The 19016-nt window shown below is 64.1% G+C and carries 13 protein-coding genes; 6 read left to right on the top strand and 7 right to left on the bottom strand.

What is annotated here, in order from left to right; all coding sequences use genetic code 11:
* Positions 1-3 precede the first annotated feature (3 nt).
* Both G6N68_RS05415 and G6N68_RS05410 read right to left on the bottom strand, forming a co-directional pair.
* Positions 4-840: an SDR family NAD(P)-dependent oxidoreductase gene (locus G6N68_RS05415; RefSeq protein ID WP_163708845.1), complete on the bottom strand. Its 837-nt coding sequence runs from the start codon at positions 838-840 to the stop codon at positions 4-6.
* Complete coding sequence (locus G6N68_RS05410; RefSeq protein WP_163708843.1) at positions 834-1436, bottom strand: TetR/AcrR family transcriptional regulator C-terminal ligand-binding domain-containing protein; 603 nt, start codon at positions 1434-1436, stop codon at positions 834-836. The genes G6N68_RS05415 and G6N68_RS05410 overlap by 7 nt, the downstream gene beginning before the upstream one ends.
* Positions 1437-1480: 44 nt before the next feature.
* On the opposite strand from G6N68_RS05410, the gene G6N68_RS05405 reads away from it, so the two are divergent.
* Positions 1481-2611, top strand: coding sequence for a phosphotransferase family protein (locus tag G6N68_RS05405; protein WP_163708841.1), 1131 nt, complete (start codon positions 1481-1483; stop codon positions 2609-2611).
* Positions 2611-3726 (top strand): Rv3169 family protein, encoded by a 1116-nt coding sequence (locus tag G6N68_RS05400; RefSeq protein ID WP_163708839.1) that lies wholly within the window; start codon positions 2611-2613, stop codon positions 3724-3726. The genes G6N68_RS05405 and G6N68_RS05400 overlap by 1 nt, the downstream gene beginning before the upstream one ends.
* On the opposite strand, the gene G6N68_RS05395 is transcribed toward G6N68_RS05400, so the two are convergent.
* The gene (locus G6N68_RS05395) at positions 3723-4706 is read right to left on the bottom strand and encodes a TIGR03617 family F420-dependent LLM class oxidoreductase (RefSeq protein ID WP_163708837.1); all 984 of its coding nucleotides are present in this window, start codon (positions 4704-4706) and stop codon (positions 3723-3725) included. The two genes, G6N68_RS05400 and G6N68_RS05395, sit on opposite strands and share 4 nt — an antisense overlap.
* Before the next feature lie 72 nt (positions 4707-4778).
* On the opposite strand from G6N68_RS05395, the gene G6N68_RS05390 reads away from it, so the two are divergent.
* The gene (locus G6N68_RS05390) at positions 4779-6125 is read left to right on the top strand and encodes a flavin monoamine oxidase family protein (protein WP_163708833.1); all 1347 of its coding nucleotides are present in this window, start codon (positions 4779-4781) and stop codon (positions 6123-6125) included.
* A gap of 6 nt (positions 6126-6131) precedes the next feature.
* Here G6N68_RS05390 and G6N68_RS05385 read toward each other — a convergent pair whose 3' ends face one another.
* A complete protein-coding gene (locus tag G6N68_RS05385; RefSeq protein WP_163708830.1) occupies positions 6132-7103 on the bottom strand; it encodes an alpha/beta fold hydrolase in 972 nt (323 codons plus the stop codon).
* A gap of 105 nt (positions 7104-7208) precedes the next feature.
* Positions 7209-7694 carry a DUF5994 family protein gene (locus G6N68_RS05380; RefSeq protein ID WP_205351251.1) on the bottom strand — a complete coding sequence of 162 codons (486 nt, stop codon included), beginning with the start codon at positions 7692-7694 and terminating at the stop codon, positions 7209-7211.
* 178 nt (positions 7695-7872) lie between these two features.
* Between G6N68_RS05380 and G6N68_RS05375 the strand changes: the two genes are divergently transcribed.
* Entirely contained in the window at positions 7873-9240 is a 1368-nt protein-coding gene (locus G6N68_RS05375; RefSeq protein WP_240355386.1) for a flavin monoamine oxidase family protein, read from the top strand.
* 101 nt (positions 9241-9341) lie between these two features.
* On the opposite strand, the gene G6N68_RS05370 is transcribed toward G6N68_RS05375, so the two are convergent.
* Positions 9342-10040: a potassium channel family protein gene (locus G6N68_RS05370; protein ID WP_163718210.1), complete on the bottom strand. Its 699-nt coding sequence runs from the start codon at positions 10038-10040 to the stop codon at positions 9342-9344.
* Between the two features lie 153 nt (positions 10041-10193).
* On the opposite strand from G6N68_RS05370, the gene G6N68_RS05365 reads away from it, so the two are divergent.
* Positions 10194-11690, top strand: a complete 1497-nt coding sequence (locus tag G6N68_RS05365; protein ID WP_163708827.1) for a potassium/proton antiporter — start codon at positions 10194-10196, stop codon at positions 11688-11690.
* Between the two features lie 21 nt (positions 11691-11711).
* Here the strand turns inward: G6N68_RS05365 and G6N68_RS05360 are convergent, their stop codons facing one another.
* On the bottom strand, positions 11712-12773 hold the full coding sequence (locus G6N68_RS05360) for a sulfate/molybdate ABC transporter ATP-binding protein (protein ID WP_163708824.1): 1062 nt from the start codon (positions 12771-12773) through the stop codon (positions 11712-11714).
* A 714-nt stretch (positions 12774-13487) separates the two neighbouring features.
* On the opposite strand from G6N68_RS05360, the gene G6N68_RS05355 reads away from it, so the two are divergent.
* A complete protein-coding gene (locus G6N68_RS05355; RefSeq protein ID WP_163708822.1) occupies positions 13488-18974 on the top strand; it encodes a PPE family protein in 5487 nt (1828 codons plus the stop codon).
* Positions 18975-19016: the final 42 nt, after the last annotated feature.

Here is a 19016-nt window from a genome sequence, read left to right as displayed (position 1 = left end):
CGCTCACGGGTTGAACGGCGCGAAACTGCCGTCGAGAACCTGCAGGTGCCCGATGGTCCGGCCGGTGACCACGCCGGAGTCCACCTGCGCCAATTGCACTGTCGCCTGCGCGAATTCGTCCGCGGAGCTGACCTCGTCAAATCCCTTGGCGTAGTAGGACAAACCCGGTGTCATGATCGCCTTGGAGGGTGCCAGCGCATTCACCGCGATGTTGTGGTCGGCGAGGTCGTAGGCGGCGCAGGAAGTCAAGTGCTCGAGCGCGGCTTTGGAGCCACCGTAGCCGGGCAGGACGCCGCCACGCTCGCGGTAGGGCCCGGGGCCGGGTAGCCGGGAGGCGATCGAGGTGATGTTGATGATCGAGCCGCCGCCGGCGGTGATCATGTCGGGGCTGACGAGCTGCATGAGTTCGTAAGCCGCGAACACCGCGATCTCGAAGTGCCGCCGGTACGCGCTGAATGGGGTACTGACGAATCCCGGCCAGCCTGGTTTCGCGGACTTCGTGTTCGGCTTCGGCGCGGCGGTGCCAGGCCGGCCAGGCGCGGTGAACGCGGCGTTGTTGACCAGAATCGTGATAGCACCCAGCGCGTTTCGCGATTCTTCTACCAGGCGCGCGATGTCCTCGCGATCCGTCAGGTCGGCCCGCACCGCGACCGCCCGGCCACCCGCCGCCTCGATGTCGGCCACGGTCTCGCCGATGGTGCCCGGCAGCCGCTCGTCCCACACCTGTTCGGTTCGCCCGACGACGGCCACCGCGGCACCCTCTGCCGCCAGGGCAAGTGCGATTGCCCGCCCCAGTCCCCGGCTTGCGCCGGTGACGATCGCGTTTCGACCCTTCAGCATGTCACTCCGTGCACCACGATCGCGGCGGTCTGATCCACCCAGGCGTCGTCCAGTTTGTCGTCGGGATACAACAGCATCCGCAACATCGTCGCTCCTCCGATCAACTCGATCAGCCTGTCGGGATCGACATCGGGATGAGCCTCGCCGCGTTTGACGGCTTCGCACAGTCGCACCCGCACGGCGACGAACACGTCGGCGAAACGGGACATGACCCGCGCGTTCAGTTCGTTGTCGGCGGTCATGTCGGCCAACAGGCCGGGCAGGGCTGCCCGCACCACCGGGGTGGTGAACACGTCACGAGCGGCCACGATCATCATCCGGATGTCGGCGGCGAAGTCACCGGCTGGCGCCTCCAGCGCGGTGGGCGCCGAGGGGAACGCCGCCTCGTGCACCAACTCCGCCTTGCTCGACCAGCGCCGGTACAACGCCGATTTGGTGGTTCCCGCACGTTCGGCAACAGCGGCCAGACTCAGATTGGAATAGCCGATCTCGACCAGCAACTCGGCGGTCGCTGCCAGAATGGCAGAGTCGATGCGCGGGTCCCGCGGCCGCCCGGCACCGGGGGCCTTGTCAAGGCGAGACGTGTCTGCTTTCATAACGCTACCTACCGTATCGTAATTACCGCGCGAAGGAAGCACCTGTGGCCAATGAACCGGCGGTCGAGGAAATAGGCCGCATGCAGCGCTCGAGCCGCGACACCAGCACGGTACCCAACCTGCTGTCGCGGTGGTTGTCGACGGTGTTGCCCGTCGCTCCTGAAATAACGGTGGAGAGCGGCATCGACTCGACGGGCATGTCGTCGGAAACGATCATCCTGACCGCCCGTTGGGAAGAAAACGGGCAGCCGGTGGAGCAGAAGCTGGTGGCCCGGGTGGCGCCCACCGCTCAGGACGTGCCGGTGTTCCCCAGCTATCGGCTCGACCACCAATTCGAAGTCATCCGGCAAGTGGCAGAACTCACCGATGTGCCCGTCCCGCGGGTGCGCTGGATCGAAAACACCGGGGATGTCCTAGGGGCGCCGTTCTTCTTGATGGACTACGTCGACGGCGTGGTGCCGCCGGACGTGATGCCATACACGTTCGGCGGCAACTGGTTTGCCGATGCGCCCGCCGAGGAGCGACGCCAACTGCAGGACGCCTCGGTCGCAATTCTGGCCAAATTGCATTCAATTCCGAACGCCGAGCAGACATTCGGTTTCCTTACCGAAGGCCTGACCGGTGAAACCGCGCTGCGCAGACACTTCGGCTGGGTGCGGTCTTGGTACGACTTCGCCGTCCCGGACATCGGGCGCTCACCGTTGGTGGAGCGCAGTTTCGAATGGCTGCAGGACAATTGGCCGACAGCGGCCGATGCGCGCGAACCGGCCCTGTTGTGGGGCGATGCACGGGTGGGCAACGTCTTGTACCGCGACTTCGAACCGGTGGCGGTGCTGGACTGGGAGATGGTGACGCTGGGTCCGCGGGAGCTCGACGTCGCGTGGATGATTTATGCCCACAAGGTCTTTGAAGAACTGGCCGGCCTGGCGACGCTGCCGGGTCTACCCGACGTGATGCGTGAGGACGACGTTCGCGCCACGTATCAGCAACTCACCGGCGTGGAACTCGATGACCTGCGTTGGTTTTACGCCTACGCCGGGGTGATGTGGGCGTGTGTGTTCATGCGTACCGGTGCGCGGCGGGTGCACTTCGGCGAAGCCGAGAAACCCGACGACGTGGAGTCGTTGTTCTACCACGCCGGGTTGATGAAACGCCTTATCGGAGAGGATCAGTAATGCTCGGGCCACTAGACGAATACCCGGTACACCAGATCCCTCAGCCGATCGCCTGGCCCGGGTCGTCCGACCGCAACTTCTACGACCGCTCCTACTTCAACGCCCACGACCGCACCGGGAACATCTTCGTGATCACCGGCATCGGCTACTACCCCAACCTCGGAGTCAAGGACGCGTTCTTCCTCGTCCGACGCGGAGATACCCAAACCGCGGTCCACCTTTCGGACGCGATCGACCAGGACCGGCTCAACCAGCACGTCAACGGCTATCGCGTCGAGGTCATCGAGCCGTTGCGCAAAATCCGCATCGTGCTCGACGAAACCGAAGGCATCGCAGCCGATCTCACCTGGGACGGTCTTTTCAACGTCGTCCAGGAGCAGCCGCACATTTTGCGGTCGGGCAACCGGGTGACCTTGAACGCACAGCGGTTCGCGCAACTGGGCAGCTGGTCGGGTCGCATCGTTGTCGACGACGAAGAGATCAAGGTCGACCCCGCGACGTGGATAGGCAGCCGCGACCGGTCCTGGGGCATCCGGCCCATCGGCGAGCCCGAACCCGCCGGCCGGCCGGCCGATCCCCCGTTCGAGGGCATGTGGTGGCTGTACGTGCCGATGGCGTTCGACGACTTCGCGATCGTGCTGATCATCCAGGAGGAGCCCAACGGGTTCCGCTCGCTCAATGACTGCACCCGGGTCTGGCGCGACGGCCGGGTCGAGCAATTGGGTTGGCCCCACGTCAAGATCCACTACCGTTCCGGCACCCGCATCCCGACCGGAGCGACCATCGAAGCGACTACACCCGACGGCAGCCCCGTGCACTTCGACGTGGAATCGAAGCTGCCGGTGCCGATCCACGTCGGCGGCGGCTACGGCGGCGATTCGGATTGGCTGCACGGGGTGTGGAAGGGCGAGAAATTCGTCGAGCGGTTGACCTACGACATGACCGACCCGGCGATCATCGGCCGGTCCGGCTTCGGGGTGATCGACCATGTGGGCCGCGCGGTATGCCGCGAGGGGGACGCGGATCCGGTGGAAGGCTGGGGCCTGTACGAGCACGGTGCGTTGGGACGCCACGACCCTTCGGGATTCAAGGACTGGTTGACCGTCGCGCCCTAGCGCAGCAGGTCAACAACTTCCGCCAGCGTCGACAGGGCGATTGGCGTCGGCTGGTACAGGAAGACAGTGTCGGCGACGCCCTCCACGCGGTCGCGGACATACGCCGCGATGTCGGCAGGGGCGCCGCAGCCCGCCAGGGTATGCAGCATCTCGTCGTCGATCAGGTCGGCCATCTCGTGCCAACGGCCTTGTTTGGACATCGCATTCAGCTCGGGCTGCAACTCTTCCCAGCCGTGCGCGGCCAGCACTGGCCGATATGCCGGTGTCGAGCCGTAGAACGCCAACAGCCGTCGGGTGCTCGCGATGGCATCCGGATCGTCCGACGACACGATGATTTCGGGGATGATGACGAACTCGTCGGCCCGACGCCCGCCGGCCGCAAGACCTTCGCGCACCGCGGGCATGGTGCTGTCGTGCAGAAAACGCTTGGAGCCGAACGGCATTACCAATAGTCCGTCGGCGTGCTGCGCCGTGGCGCGGGTTAGCTTGGGCCCCAACGCACCCACATAGATCGGCGGTGGGCCATAGGGATTCGGGCCGGGATCAAAGGTCGGCGTCATCAACGTGTGTCGGTAATAGTCACCGCGAAAGTTCAAGCGGGATCCGGTGTTCCACGCCTCGAAGATCGCGCGCAGGGCGGCGATCAGCTCAACCATACGACCCACCGGGTTGTCGAACTGCGCCCCGAACCGCTTCTCGATCTGCGGACGGATCTGGGTGCCGAGCCCGAGGCGGAACCGACCGCCGGAGAGCAACTGATGGTCGTTGGCCTGATGCGCCAGATGAATGGGGTTGCGCGGAAAAGCGATCGCCACATTCGTCATCAAGTCGAGCCCGCCCACCGTCGCCGCCAGCGTCAGCGGAGCGAACACGTCGTGCGGCCCTTCGAAGGTTGCGACGCCGTGCACGCCGGCGTCACGCAACGCCCTTGCGTTATCGGCCGCATCGGCGAGCCCATACAGGGCTGTCAAGACTTTCAACGCACCGCCTCCGGTTTTCGGAAATCAAATTCATCCTAGGGAGAGCCGTCCAAATGATGTTGACTAGAGGGCGTGACGAACCCGCCGTGGACTGTCGACGTCGTCGTGGTGGGTGCCGGCTTCGCCGGATTGGCCGCGGCACGAGAACTGTCGCGACAAGGTCATGACGTAGTGGTGCTTGAGGGCCGCGACCGCGTGGGCGGTCGCTCCTTCACCGGCACCGTCGCTGGCCTGCCAATCGACTTGGGCGGATCCTTTGTCGGCCCCACCCAGGATGCCGTCCTGAAGCTGGCAGCCGAACTCCAGATTCCCACCGCCCCGACGCGCCACACGGGCAAGAATGTGATCCGCTGGCGCGGCGCGTCGCGCTCGTACAGCGGCACCATTCCGCGGCTGTCGCTGCTCGGCCTGGTCGACATCGGCCGGCTGCAGTGGCAACTCGCCAGGATCTGCCGCGACGTTCCGATCGACGCTCCCTGGGACGCACCGGAAGCCCACCACCTCGACGCGGTGTCGTTGCGGGAGTGGTTGCGCATGGTGAAGGCGACGGCGAGCTCGCATGACCTGATGGCGATCATGAGCAGGGTGACGTGGGGCTGCGAGCCCGAGGATGTGTCGATGCTGCACGCCGCGCGCTACATCCGCGCCGCCGGTGGACTGGACCGGTTGCTCGACACCGAAAACGGCGCGCAGCAGGACCACTTCCCGGGCGGCACGCAGCAGATCCCCCTCGCCATGGCGGCCGAACTCGGCGACCGTGTCGTGCTCAACGCACCGGTCCGGCGCATCGAGCGGCACGGAGCCGGCGTGACGATCACGACCGATCGAGGCCAGGCCGAGGCGGGCTTCGTCATCGTCGCGATCCCCCCGGCGCACCGCGCCGCCATCGAGTTCAGTCCCCCGCTCCCACCGGAGTACGACCAGCTCGCCAAGAACTGGCCGCAGGGTCGGTTGAGCAAGGCCTACGCCGCGTACCAAAAGCCGTTCTGGCGTTCCAATGGTTACTCCGGTCAGACCCTGTCCGACCAGGGCCCGGTGTTCATCACCTTCGACCTCAGCCCGCACGACGACGGGCCCGGCCTCTTGCTGGGATTCGTCGACTCGCGCACCTTCGACTCGCTTCCCGCCGAGCAGCGCCGACGTGAGGCGTTGCGCTGCTTTGCCGCGGTGTTCGGCGACGAGGCGCTGACCCCGCTCGACTATGCCGACCAACGCTGGGGCACTGAGGAATTCGCGCCGGGCGGGCCGACCGCGGCGGTACCGCCGGGGTCTTGGACCAGATACGGCCGGTGGCTGCGCGCACCCGTCGGGCCCATCCATTGGGCTGGGACGGAAACCGCGGACGAATGGACCGGATACTTTGACGGTGCGGTCCGGTCCGGTCAGCGGGCGGCCGGCGCGGTCAGCGCCTTGCTATAAGCCCTGTTATGAGCTGATCCGGTGGACCGAACCGTGCCGGGTCGCCGACATCTGTGCTAGGGCACGCAGGTGGCGATTCACCTCATGTGGCTGTTCCAACATCGAGCAGTGGCCACCGGGCAACTCGACCAAGTCGATGACGTTGGGGGCGGTCTTGGCGATGTGCCGCGCTGCGGCGATCGGGGTGAGCCGATCCCGCTGGCTGCCGATGACCAGCGTCGGCACTGTCAAGCCTTCCAGGTTCAAGTAGCCCGTGCCCAGCTCTTCGACGAGCATCTTCGCGCAACCACCGCGCCCGGCGGCCGAGGTCTCGGCGAACAACTCATAGACCAACTGCGCCGCGCTCTTTTCGGCGTCGGCGGCGACGGCCATCATCGCGATCAGGTAGCGCGTCGGAATCCGGACCGCTCCCGGGATCGGGATACCACCAAAAGTGCTGATCAGCTTGCGACCGGCCAGGACCCGCGCTGGTGACAACCCGCGCGGCACCGGCAGCAGTTTCAACTGGCGCAGCAGATCCCCGGTGGTGGTGTTGATCATTGCGACGGCGTCGGCACGCCGGGGCACCTTGTGGCGGTAGCGGTGCGACCAGGCGGCGATCGTGATTCCGCCCATCGAATGTCCGGCGATCACCGCGCGCTCGTGCGGAGCCAACGTTGCGTCAAGCACGCAATCCAGGTCGGACGCAAGGTGTTTGAGGGTGTAGCTGCCCTTTCGCGGAATGCTGCTTTGGCCGTGACCGCGGTGGTCGAACGCGATCACCCGGTATTCGGACGACAAGTCGGCGATCTGGTGGGCCCAGGCCCGGGAAGCGCACACGATTCCGTGGGTCAATACGATCGGGTATCCGTCGGCGGGGCCGAACACCTGGGTGTGGAGCTGGGTACCATCCGCAGCGCGGACCTTCAGGGTCTGACTGGGCGGCAATGCATCCGGCGCCGGACACGAAACACTGACCTGGGACATCCGAGCATTCATCGCCGCTCCCCTTTTGAACGCGGCCTCGTTGCCGCACTCTGGATCGCCGACTTTACCTGAACGTAAAGAGATGCGAGACGGGTAGGTGCGGCGACACCGAGTCTGTTATAGCCCTGTGACTTTCGGGGTCGAGGACGCGGCGTCCGCCGGGACGTTGGCCAGCCGCCCCACGTGCAGTTCACGTTGAATGCGGGCGGCGTGCACGACGGCGTTGGCGGTGCGACAGGCGTGCGTGTCAAGGTGCGACGGGGAAATCGGCAATCCGGCCGCGACCCGAAGCACCATCACGGCCAAAGCGGTACCGGTCCGATGAGGGACTATCAGCAGATTGGCGCTGGCGTCGCGGCCAGTGATGGTCAGCACGTGCTGCTGCATGCCTTCCCAACCGGGCACATCCAACCTTGGTGGGGCCTGCGACGCCGACCAACCGACCTGGATGTCGACGATCTCCCCCAGACGTGCGCCCAAGAGCGTGACCAGCTGGGGAAGTTCCCGTCCAATGGCAGCGCTTCGTGGCCACCAGGCGCCATCGATGTGACGTCCGAGCGTTGAAGCCAGCGTCACCCGAACCGTCACTGTGTTCCGATCCACGCGCCGGGCCCCTCGCACTCGAAATCGACCGCCTACGGGTGTAGGACGGCGGAGTCGTATTGCCTGTCGATCTGCTCGCGCTGGTCATGCGTGAGGACAACGGTTGAAAACAAAACAGCTCGATTCCGACGTTACGCCATCGCCCGCGCTCAGGATGAAATATGAGACGCTGGCTGCCGTGGCCCCGATATCCCGTCGGGAGTTTTTGACAACGGCGGCGGTGGGCGGCAGCGCCGCACTTTCGGCCGGCTGCGCCGCGCCCGATCACCACGCCGGCGAGCCGATCCCGGCGGGAAACGAGTCGGCGCTGATAGTCGGCGCAGGTGTGGCGGGTCTGGCCGCCGCGCGCAGCCTGGCCGATGCGGGCTGGCCGGTGCGGTTGATCGAAGCCCGCAGTCGAATTGGGGGGCGGATCCATACAAACCGCGACTGGGGCACGCCGCTGGAGCTGGGAGCGTCGTGGATTCATGGCACCACCGACAATCCATTGAACGAACTCGCCGAACGGGCTCGGGCGCAACGGGTTCCGACCGCCTACTACGAATCGGCGAAGTTGGCGATCGACCCGCGGCTGTCAGGGGTCAACTACGACAACAAGGTCTGGCGACAATTCGTCAGCGACGCATGCGCGGAAGTCGACGGCGGGACGGTGGCGGCGGCCGTCAAAGCCGCGGCCAACCGCGAAGAGCTGACCACCACCGAACGCGCCGAGTTGGCTTTCTACGTCAACTCCGAAATTGAGGAGGAATACGCCGCTGACGCGGATCAGCTGTCAGCCAACACTTTTGATCAGGGCAACTTCACCAGCGGCCCGCAGGTCGTCATTACCAGCGGCTACGACGCCATACCGCGACTGCTCGCCGACGGGCTGCAGATCGAGCTGAATACCGTCGTCACCGCGGTGGTCCGACGGGGCACTTCCGTCACCGTACGGGCCGGCGACCGGTCATTCGAGGGACGTGCCGCCATTGTCACGGCCCCGCTCGGCGTCCTGAAGTCAGGGGCCATCGCCTTCGACCCACCCCTTCCCGACCAACACCTCCGTGCCGTGCACGCCCTAGGGTTCGGCGCGCTGTCCAAGAGCTTTTTCCGCTTCGATCGACGGACCTGGGATGAGGAAAACGCCTTCTTCCATTACCTGGGCTCCGACGACGGAATGTGGACGCAGTGGTTCACGTTGCCCGCCGCTGCGGGGCCAATTGTGTTGGCATTCAATGCCGGTCACCGCGGTCGATGGGTCGAGAACGCCACGCCGGGTGAAGTGATGACGAACGCGCTGCCCATTGCTCGACAGCTCTTCGGCAGCGATGTCGCACCGGTGCAGGTCATGTCGTCGCGTTGGACCACCGATCCTTACGCGCTGGGCTGCTACTCGTTTCACGCGCCCGGTTCCGGCCTTGACGACCGCCGTCGGCTTCAGGAACCGATCGGCGATCGCCTCTACCTCGCCGGCGAGGCTGTCACCGTGGACAATCCCGGCGACGTGCACGGCGCGCTGCTCAGCGGAAGATCCGCCGCGGCGGAGTTGATGCGCCGCTTGAGGTGAAGCCTTGTGCGATGAGGACTACCTCGGCGTTTTTGGCCACCACCATCTTCTCGAACATCTCGCGGAGCAGCGCGACCGTCCTACGGCTGGCTCCGGACAGCTCACGCGAGCCCGCCGGTCCAGGACCGGGGCACCACGCGCGGGTGCGCGCTGATGGCGGATTGGATTGAGGGCTCCATCGAGTTATCGGCGACGAACAGCAACTCGTCGCCGGCCGCCAAGACGTCATCGGGCTTGGCGACAATCACACCGTCACCCCGAAGAATCGTGACCAAGGCCGTGTTCTTCGGCAGGTGCAACTCACCCACGCGCTGCCCGACCAGCGGATTGTCTTCAGGCAGCGTGAGCTTGGTCAGCGCGGCAAGCCCTTCTCGCAGCCCCATCAACCGCACCAGGTGACCCACGTCAATGGCGCCCTCGATCCCGGCGACCATCGCGCCCGGGGCCGAAACCGCCACGTCGATACCCCACGACTGGCTGAACAGCCACTCGTTCCGCAGGTCGTTGATCCTCGCCACCACCCGGGGCACCCCGAACTCGGTCTTGGCCAGCAAACCCACCACGAGATTCGCCTTGTCGTCACCCGTGGCCGCGATCAGGACGTCGCACGTCTGGATGCCCGCCTCCTGCAATGACGACAATTCGCAGGCGTCGGCGTTCAACCAGTCCGCTTCAGGGACGGTGTTCGGCTCGAAGTTGCTGCGCTGACGCTCGATCAGCAAGATCTTGTGACCGTTGTCCAGCAACTCGCGGGCGACAGACCGGCCAACGTTACCGGCGCCCACTACGACGATCCGCATCTTCCGCTTTACCACTAAGACATCTTGGCTCATCCGGCCTGCACCGCGCGCACCGTGCCGCCAGTACTGATTTACTAACAGGCGAGCATTTCCTGGTGCCGAGTCACCGCCCACCGCCGAGCACATCTGAGACGGGTTGAGACGGGATTTGAAGTGAGCTTGCCGCAGCTGTACCTAGCCATGCTGATCGGTGGCCTCGTGCTGCTTGCCAGCATCGTGGGTACCCGCTTGGCGACCCGTATCGGGTTTCCCAGCATGCTGCTGTTCCTGCTGGTCGGTGTTGCTGTCGGCGAAGACGGGCTCGGCGTGCAGTTCGACGACGTGCAGCTGGCGCGGAATGTGGGGACGGCCGCTCTGGCGCTGATCCTCATCGAAGGCGGCCTGACCACCCAGTTTTCCGACATTCGTTCGGTGCTGGCCCCGGCGGTTTCGTTGGCCACCGTCGGCGTCGTCATCAGCATGGCGGTGACCGCGGTCGGGACGCATTTCTTGTTGGGCATCGACTGGCAAGTCTCGCTGTTGCTGGGCGCCATCGTGTGCTCTACCGACGCCGCGGCGGTGTTCTCGGTCCTGAGAGTGCTCCCCCTGCCCCGGCGCATAGCCGGGCTGCTGGAGGCCGAATCCGGGTTCAACGACGCACCCGCCGTGATTCTGGTGCTCATGTTCAGCTCCGTGCCCTTCGTGTTCGAGCCGGAGGGGGCGATCCTTGATCTGCTTTTCCAGCTCGCCGTCGGCGGCGCGCTCGGACTGGCGATCGGTTACCTCGGCGCGATAGCGCTGCGCCGCATCGCACTGCCGGCGTCCGGTTTGTATCCGGTTTCGACCTTCGGGTTGGGGCTGGTCGCGTTCTCGGCAGCCGGTGAGAGCCAGGCCAGTGGATTCATCGCCGCGTACCTGGCCTCGGTGGTCCTGGCAAACTCCGGACTACCCCACCGAGCCGCGACCAGGTCCTTCGCGGAGGGGGTCGGCTGGCTGGCGCAGATCGGGTTGTTCGTGCTGCTGGGGCTCCTCGTGGACCCGAGCGAAGTGGCGCATGACGCGATCCCGGCGGTGGTGATCGGCCTGCTGCTGCTGCTGGTCGCGCGGCCTCTGTCGGTGGTGGCATCTCTGCTCTGGTTCCGCATTCCCTGGCGGGAGCAGGCGTTTCTATCGTGGGCCGGGTTGCGAGGCGCGGTCCCGATTGTGTTGGCCACCTTCCCGGTGGTCGCGGGCGTTGCCGATAGTTACCGCCTGCTCAACATCGTTTTCATGCTGGTGCTGGTCTTCACCGTCATACAGGCCCCGAGCCTGCGCCCCATCGCGCAGAGGTTGGGACTAATCACGCGCGAAACGACGCGCGAGATTCAGGTCGAAGCGGCACCTCTCGACGTGCTCGACGCCGAACTGCTGACCATGACGGTGCAGCCAGAGTCGCGGTTGCACAACGTCACCATCGTCGAGCTGCGATTGCCCGACCCCGCGGTGATCACGCTGATCATCCGCAAGGGCCATACCTTTGTCCCGATGCCCGACACGCGCATTCAGGCCGGCGATGAATTGTTGATCGTCACGACCAGCAAGACGCGCACGGCCACCGAATCGAGACTTCGTGCGGTGAGCAGACGGGGCAAGCTCGCGTACTGGTTCGACGAGTACGGCGAACCCGACTAGCGCGGGGCGTCATACAGAGGGTCATACAGAGGTCAGGGCGGCCTCGTCGTCCTCGGCACCCGCGTCGTCAGCTTTCGCGGCGATCGGCGGGACCCGGGTGGCTCGGACGTAGACGGTGTCGCCGTCCTTCAGGGCCAGCGCCTCGGCGTCACCGCGGGTGATCTGCGCGGTGAAGGGCGCTCCGTCGGCACCGGTCAACTCCACCCGAACCTCGAAGCCCAGTGCCACCACTCGATCCACGGTGGCGGGCAACACCCCGAGCGAGTCCGCGCTGCGGTCACCGCCCTCGATCGCCAACTCAGGGCTGCGTCCGACCCGGATGTCGTGCGGGCGGACCAATGCGCCGTTGAGGGTGGACACCGCACCCAGGAACGACATGACAAACGGATTGGCCGGGGTGTCATACACCTCGGTGGGCGATCCGACCTGCTCGATACGCCCCTTGTTCAGCACCGCAATCCGATCGGCCACATCCAACGCCTCAGCCTGATCATGCGTCACCAACACCGTGGTCACATGCACCTCGTCATGCAACCGGCGCAACCAACTGCGCAGATCCTCCCGCACCTTGGCATCCAGCGCCCCAAACGGCTCATCGAGCAACAACACCTCCGGATCCACCGCCAACGCCCGCGCCAACGCCATCCGCTGACGCTGACCACCGGAGAGCTGATTGGGATAACGACGCTGAAACCCGCTAAGCCCCACCACCTCCAACAGATCATCGACCTTCTTTTTGATCTCCGCCTTGGGCCGCTTGCGGATCTTCAACCCATAGGCCACGTTGTCGCGCACCGTCAGATGCTTAAACGCCGCATAATGCTGAAACACAAACCCGATACCCCGCCGCTGCGGCGGCACCCGAGTCACGTCACGACCATTGATCGTCACCATCCCCGAATCAGGCTGATCCAGACCCGCGATCGTGCGCAACAACGTCGACTTGCCCGAACCACTCGGCCCCAACAACGCCGTCAACGACCCACTGGGCACCTCAAAGTCCACATGATCCAGCGCAACGAAATCGCCGTAATTCTTATAGGCATCACGCACCACAATCGCGGGATTGCTCGTGTCCGTCATCGGTAAGTCTCCTTCTCAGACATGGCTATTCGCCTACGCGGCGAAATCGTGATTCCGTGGCTGCGCGAATGTGGTCGAACGCCACGGACGTTCCGCTCACGCCACGCCAGATCGCGCAGAGAGGACTGGCGGGTCAGCGACGACAGCGCATGAGGATGCCGCACTCCAGAACACCGGGTGCCACATGCATGGCGGGAAGCCTAATGGTTGAACCTGCTACCAGCGATGTGACGACGCGGGGCGAAGCACCACGGGACGCCCACGCTGACCCACCCGTTCTTCGGTATCGCGGGAGTTCGGCCGCAGTTTGCTGCACGTTGTCGAGAGACCGGGCGGCAACTCACACGGTGGACGTGAAAAAGTCACGCTGAAGAAAAGGTGCGTTGACGGGTTGCAGGCGTTCTGGTAGCCACCCGTGCAACTCGCGTTCGAAAGCCGACTCCAACTGAGTGCGCGCGGGCGTCGGGACGAATTCTCCTTTTCGTCATGCCTCCATACGGTGCCACATACAGGTATGTATCGTATACGTGCACGTATCCTACGGGGCCGTGCAACCGGTCGACCAGCGGCGGAACGGCGTGACTGTCGGACTAGGCAATTTGCCCACACTTCGCCGAAAGGACCGAAAAGCTGTGACGTTCTGCGCTATACATGCTGCGCAGGCGTCAATTTAATGCGCTGACAGGTTGACAACTTAAGGCGGAAGGTGAGGCAGTGAGCTTCCTGGCGCTTCCCCCTGAGATCAACTCGGCTCTGATGCATGCAGGTGCCGGTACGGCGCCTCTGCTCGAGGCCGCGACGGCATGGAAAGGGCTGTCGGCCGAATTGGCAACTGCGGCCGATTCGTTCGCCTCGGTGACATCGAGTTTGGTCGGCGGTCCGTGGCAGGGCGCCTCGGCGACGGCGATGGCGGAGGCCGCTGCTCCGTACACCAGCTGGTTGAGCGCCGCGGCCGCCTCGGCCGAGTCGACGGCCACCCAGGCCCTCGGAGTGGTCAGCGCATTCGAAACGGCTCTGGCCGCGACCGTGGACCCCCTGGTGATCGCGGCCAACCGGTCCGAGCTGGTGTCGTTGGCGTTGTCCAATATCTTCGGCCAGAACTCCCCCGCGATCGCTGCCGTCGAGTGGGACTACGAGTTGATGTGGGCCAAGGATGTGGCCGCGATGGCCGGATACCACGTCGACGTGTCACTACTGGTCTCCAAGTTGCAGGAGTTCGCCCGACCTGCACTGGCCGGCCTTGGCGGATTGGGCGCCGTCAGCGGGAGCGTCGGCTCGATCGCCACCGCCGGTCAACACCTCGGCTCGCCGCTGGCCGCCTTGACCGGAGTTACCGGGTTGAGGGTCGACAGCCAGATCGGGATCGGCGGTCATCTTCCCGGCGTCGGGAGTTTCGGCTGGTCAAGTACGGGTGGCCCATTAGCATTTCCCACTCTGGGTTCGAATTTGAGCGTGGCCGGCACGGGCCTGTTGCGAAGTTGGCTCACCCAATGGGGGTTCAATGCCCCTAGTTCAGCGACTGGTGGCGCAGCCAGCGTGGCCGGAGTGGACCTGGACGGGTTCATCAACAGCTTCATCCGCTCGGTTAACCCTGGCGCCGATCTTGATCTCTTCCCCATTACGTTGCCGTTGGACCTCAATGTGGCTGGTGGCATTGGTCCGATCAACATTCAGCCCATCCAGATTCTTCCGACGATTCCGCTGAACTTCAATCACACCTTCTACCTGGGTCCGGTGACCGTTCCGGACATCCACGTGCCCGCGATTCCGTTGGCGGGCATTTCGATACCGATTGACATCGGCCCCCTCAACATGTCACCCATTACGGTCTTTCCCGGCGCGGTGATACCGAATGAGATCATCCCCATTCCCGCCTTCAACATTGTGCCCACCGGGCCGATCCAAATCTTTAATTTTCTTTTCGGAACCGGGGTGCTCGAAGTCAATCTGGGAGTGAATGCGACCACCGCGCAAGTTGGTCTGTCCATTCCGCCGATCACCCTTTTTCCGAGCGGCCTGAACATCCCTGACAATCCGATCCATCTAGATGTCGGCGCGTCCGCGGGAACCGGCGGTTTCACCATTCCCGGATTCTCGCTCCCGGAGCAAGCAATCCCGGTGACGATCAACATTGCCGGTCAAATCGACGGCCTCAGCACTCCGGCAATCACGATCGACGCCATTCCCAGCCAACTGCACCTGGCCGTCACGGCTGACCGAGTCGTGCCCATTTTCCCGTTGCCGACGATCCCGCTGCACATCGACCTCAATGGCTCCCTCGGAGCCCTGAACGTGGCACCAATCTCGATGCCCGCGACGCACGTGGCCATCACCAATGCATCGGTCACCGTCGGCAGTTTTACGTTGCCCCAAATGTCCGTGCCTCACATTCCATTGCACGTGTCGGGCACCGTAGCGCTGGCTGAAAACAGCATTACGCACTTCACCCTGCTGGACCCCCTCGATATCCACGCGCAGTTGGCCCTCGGCCAAATTACCGGCCCATCTGTCCACATTGAGAGAATGCTGCGGCCACTCGCTGATGCCGCTTATGTCGTGATAAGCGATGTCACGGCCAACCTTGAGATCACCCCGCTTGGATTCGAAAGCATCAGCCTAAAGACGTTTGAATTTGCACTGCCGGACATTAGTATTCCGAGTCAGAATCTGTTGTCACTTGATCTCGCTGGTGGCATCGATCCGGTAACCTTTTTCTCCGGTGGGCTCACCTTCCCGGAAAACTCCGTGAGCCTGACCAATTTTTCCGCTGGCCTAAATCCATTCACGATCTTTTCGGACGGCTTCAAAGTCGACCAGTTCCCGTTCAAATTCCACGCCGAAGTCCTTTCACCCACCCCGTACAGCACGGGCAGCGTCGGACCGATACACATACCGGCGGCACCTGCGCTTCCCGCCATCCACGGGGGTGTCACCGGCAACGTCGGCCTCAACTTGGGGCTCCCGTCAATTCCCCTGCCGGCTATCCATGGTGGGCTGCACGGGAACACCAACTATGGCTTCTTTACCGACCAGCCCATTGACATACTCCCCTTCCGCGGAACGGGAAACCTTGCCATCAGCCAGATCAACGCTGCCATCAAGGTGAGTTCATTTCCCCTAGACCTCGTTGTGCCTGTCATCGGGCTCCGCATCGCGGGGGAGGTCGCGCCTTTCAGCCTTTCTCAGGCAATCCCCTCAATGGTCGCGCCGATCGATTTCACGACCGGGCCCATTACCGTCCCGCCGCTTTCCCTCACCGGTTCCATACCCCTCGAGCTGCCGTTCGACGTCCTCTCCGCCATCACCGTCCCGGGGATCACGCACAGCCAGTCGATCCCACTCGATTTTGCGTTCGATACGCCTGCGCTCAGCATTCCCGAAACCACAATTGCCGCAATATCTTTCGGTGGAAATATGGCCAACTCCGCCGGCGGCGGGTGGACGGCACTGCTGAACGCGTTCGCCGACAATGTCGTCAACGCCGGACCACGGTTGAGCACCGCGCTCGACGCCGGCGTCGATTGGCTCGGCCATCAGCTATCGAACGCCGGCCTCGGCAACGCCGGCGTCTACAACTTGGGCAGCGGCAACCTGGGCGATTTCAACTTCGGCGGCGGAAATGTCGGCAGTTACAACCTCGGTTGGGGAAATATCGGCGTCGCCAACATTGGCCTGGGCAACTCGGCGCTGGGCACCCTGATGGGCCAGAACTTCGGCTTCGGCAACTCCGGCTCGGGCAACATCGGGTTTGGCAACACCGGCAACGGCAACATCGGCATTGGCAACACCGGCAACGGCAACTCCGGTATCGGGTTGATCGGCGACAACCGCAGCGGCTTCGGCGGCTGGAACTCGGGCAGCGGCAATGTCGGCCTGTTCAACTCCGGCACCGGCAACTGGGGCCTGTTCAACTCCGGCATCAACAACAGCGGTTTCGGCAACTCTGGCGAGTCCAACACGGGCTTGTTCAACGCCGGCCTGGCGAATACCGGTGTCGGGAACGCCGGCGCTTACAACAGGGGTGGTTTCAATGCCGGCGTCTTGAACACCGGCGCCTTCAACCCGGGCAATGCCAACACGGGCTGGTTCAACAGCGGTCACGCCAACACCGGCATTGCCAATTCCGGCAACTCGAACATTGGCGTGCTGATCTCGGGCAACCACAGCGTCGGCGCTCTCTTCACGGGTGATTTCGCAGGCGGCGCGGGCATCAACATTCTCGACATCAACGAAAATCTGGGTCCGATCCACATCGACCCAATCCATGTGCCTGGTCTGCCGATCGACATCAACGAGACCTTCTACATCGGGCCGTTCACCATCCCGCAGATCGATGTTCCGGCGATACCGCTCGACATCCACCAGGGCCTCACCCTGCCCGCCATCACCCTGTTCGAGGGCTTGCATCTGCCCGCTCAGGTCCACACCATCCCCATCGAAATCCCCGCCGGCTCAGCCTCGACGTTGACGCTTCCCGTCATCAAGTACACGGCCCAGGCCCACTTTGGCGTGCTGCCACCGTTGAACCCCCAGGACTTCTTCATCGGGCAAACCTCTGACCCGAGGTCGACCAGCGGTCAACCCACCACCGGCATTACCTTCCATTTCGCCGAGAGCAGCGGCCGAACGGGCCACATCACCCTGAACCTTCCCGAAATCAACATCCCAAAGATCGCGACGTCCCCGGTGCCGCTGAGCATCGACGTGACGGGGGGTATCCCGGCGTTCTCGCTTTTCCCGGGTGGGCTGTCCATTCCCGAGAACCCCATCCCGGTGAATCTCTCCGTGACGGGCGGCCTGCAGCCGTTCACCATCTTCCCGGACGGCTACACGATCGACCCGATCCCGCTGCACCTGCGCCTGGACGCCAACCTGCTCAACCCGTTCGACGGAATTCCCCCCTCATTGAACCTGGTGGACTTCCACGTGTACGGCGGCCTTGGCCCGGTGGCGATCCCAGACCTCCCCATTCCCGCAATTCCGTTGAGCCTTACCGCCAACCTCAGCCACGGCGACTTCACCATCCCGCAGCTCCAGCTCCCCAACATTCCCGTCCAAATCAGCGGAAACATAGGTTTGGGCCCCATCGGGATCGAATCCCAACCCATTGCCGCCATTTGGGGCGATCCCTTGGCCACGATTCACTTCGACGCGTCCCAAAGCGCGGGCATGAGGATCGACCCGTTCTACGTCTGGTCGCCTTCTAATTCGTTGTGGGACCCAGCTACCACTGGCCCGTCCTTCATAGCATTCGGCACGGATTGGCAAGGGGCGCCCTTCCCGTTGCCGCATGGGCCACTGATCATCGGCGGAGCCTCATCGGGGCCATGGTCGGCGACCATCAGTGGCGGCATGTTGGCCTTCAACACCCCAGCGGTCATGATCGACCAAATCCCGCTGGGCTTCCAGGTGCCGGGCGGGTTCGATGGTGCGACCATCTTCCCCGGTGGGTTGACCTTCCCGGCGAACAACCTGCTGAACCTCGACTTGGCCGCCGGCACACAGGCTTTCACCATTCCAGCCCGAACAATTCAGGCCATCTCCGCAGACCTGCACGCCATCGTCAGCATTGCCACCCCCGACAACCCGTGGCCTCCATACAATCTGCTGAAGGTCAACGCGACCGGTGGGGTCGGGCCCTTTGTGTTCCCGTCATTCCACATTCCCTCTATCCCGCTGGGCTTCGAGCTCGGCGGCGGCATTGGTCCCATCACCATTCCGTCGTTCTCGACGCCACCCATCAGCTTGGGCCTGGACCCGTTCGCCAGCCTGGGGCCGGTCACCGTCCACCCCATCAGCTTCGACCAGATCATCCTCCAGATAGACGGAATCGAAGTCAGCGCGATGACAACCGGGGCGTCCACCAGCTCCATCCAAATGCGCGTCAGCGGACTCGCGGGAGCCATCGTCGACCTGGGTGGCACCACCGCTGGAAGCACCACCCCGCCATTCGGCATACCAGGGTTCAGCGTGGTCACCCCGCCCGGTGGCGGCATCCCCGGTTTCGGGTTCCCCGTCGACCCGATCACCATTACTCTGCCGCTGTCGGTCACCATTCCGTCCCTGACCTTCCCGGGCGTCTCGATTCCCCACCTACCGCTCGGCTTGGGCTTGTCCGGCGGCTTGCCTGCCTTTGATCTGCCGTCAATCACCATCGATCGGATTCCGATCAACCTCGCCGGCAACCTCACCTTGTTCTAGACGGGTAATCTCCTTGTCCCACTTGCTATTCCGGAGGTAAAC

Origin of the sequence: Mycobacterium bourgelatii, from assembly GCF_010723575.1 — a bacterium.
In the GTDB taxonomy this organism is placed as follows: Bacteria; Actinomycetota; Actinomycetes; order Mycobacteriales; family Mycobacteriaceae; genus Mycobacterium; species Mycobacterium bourgelatii.
The sequence above is the reverse complement of the archived record's forward strand: the minus strand, read 5'-3'. Positions and strand labels throughout refer to the sequence as shown.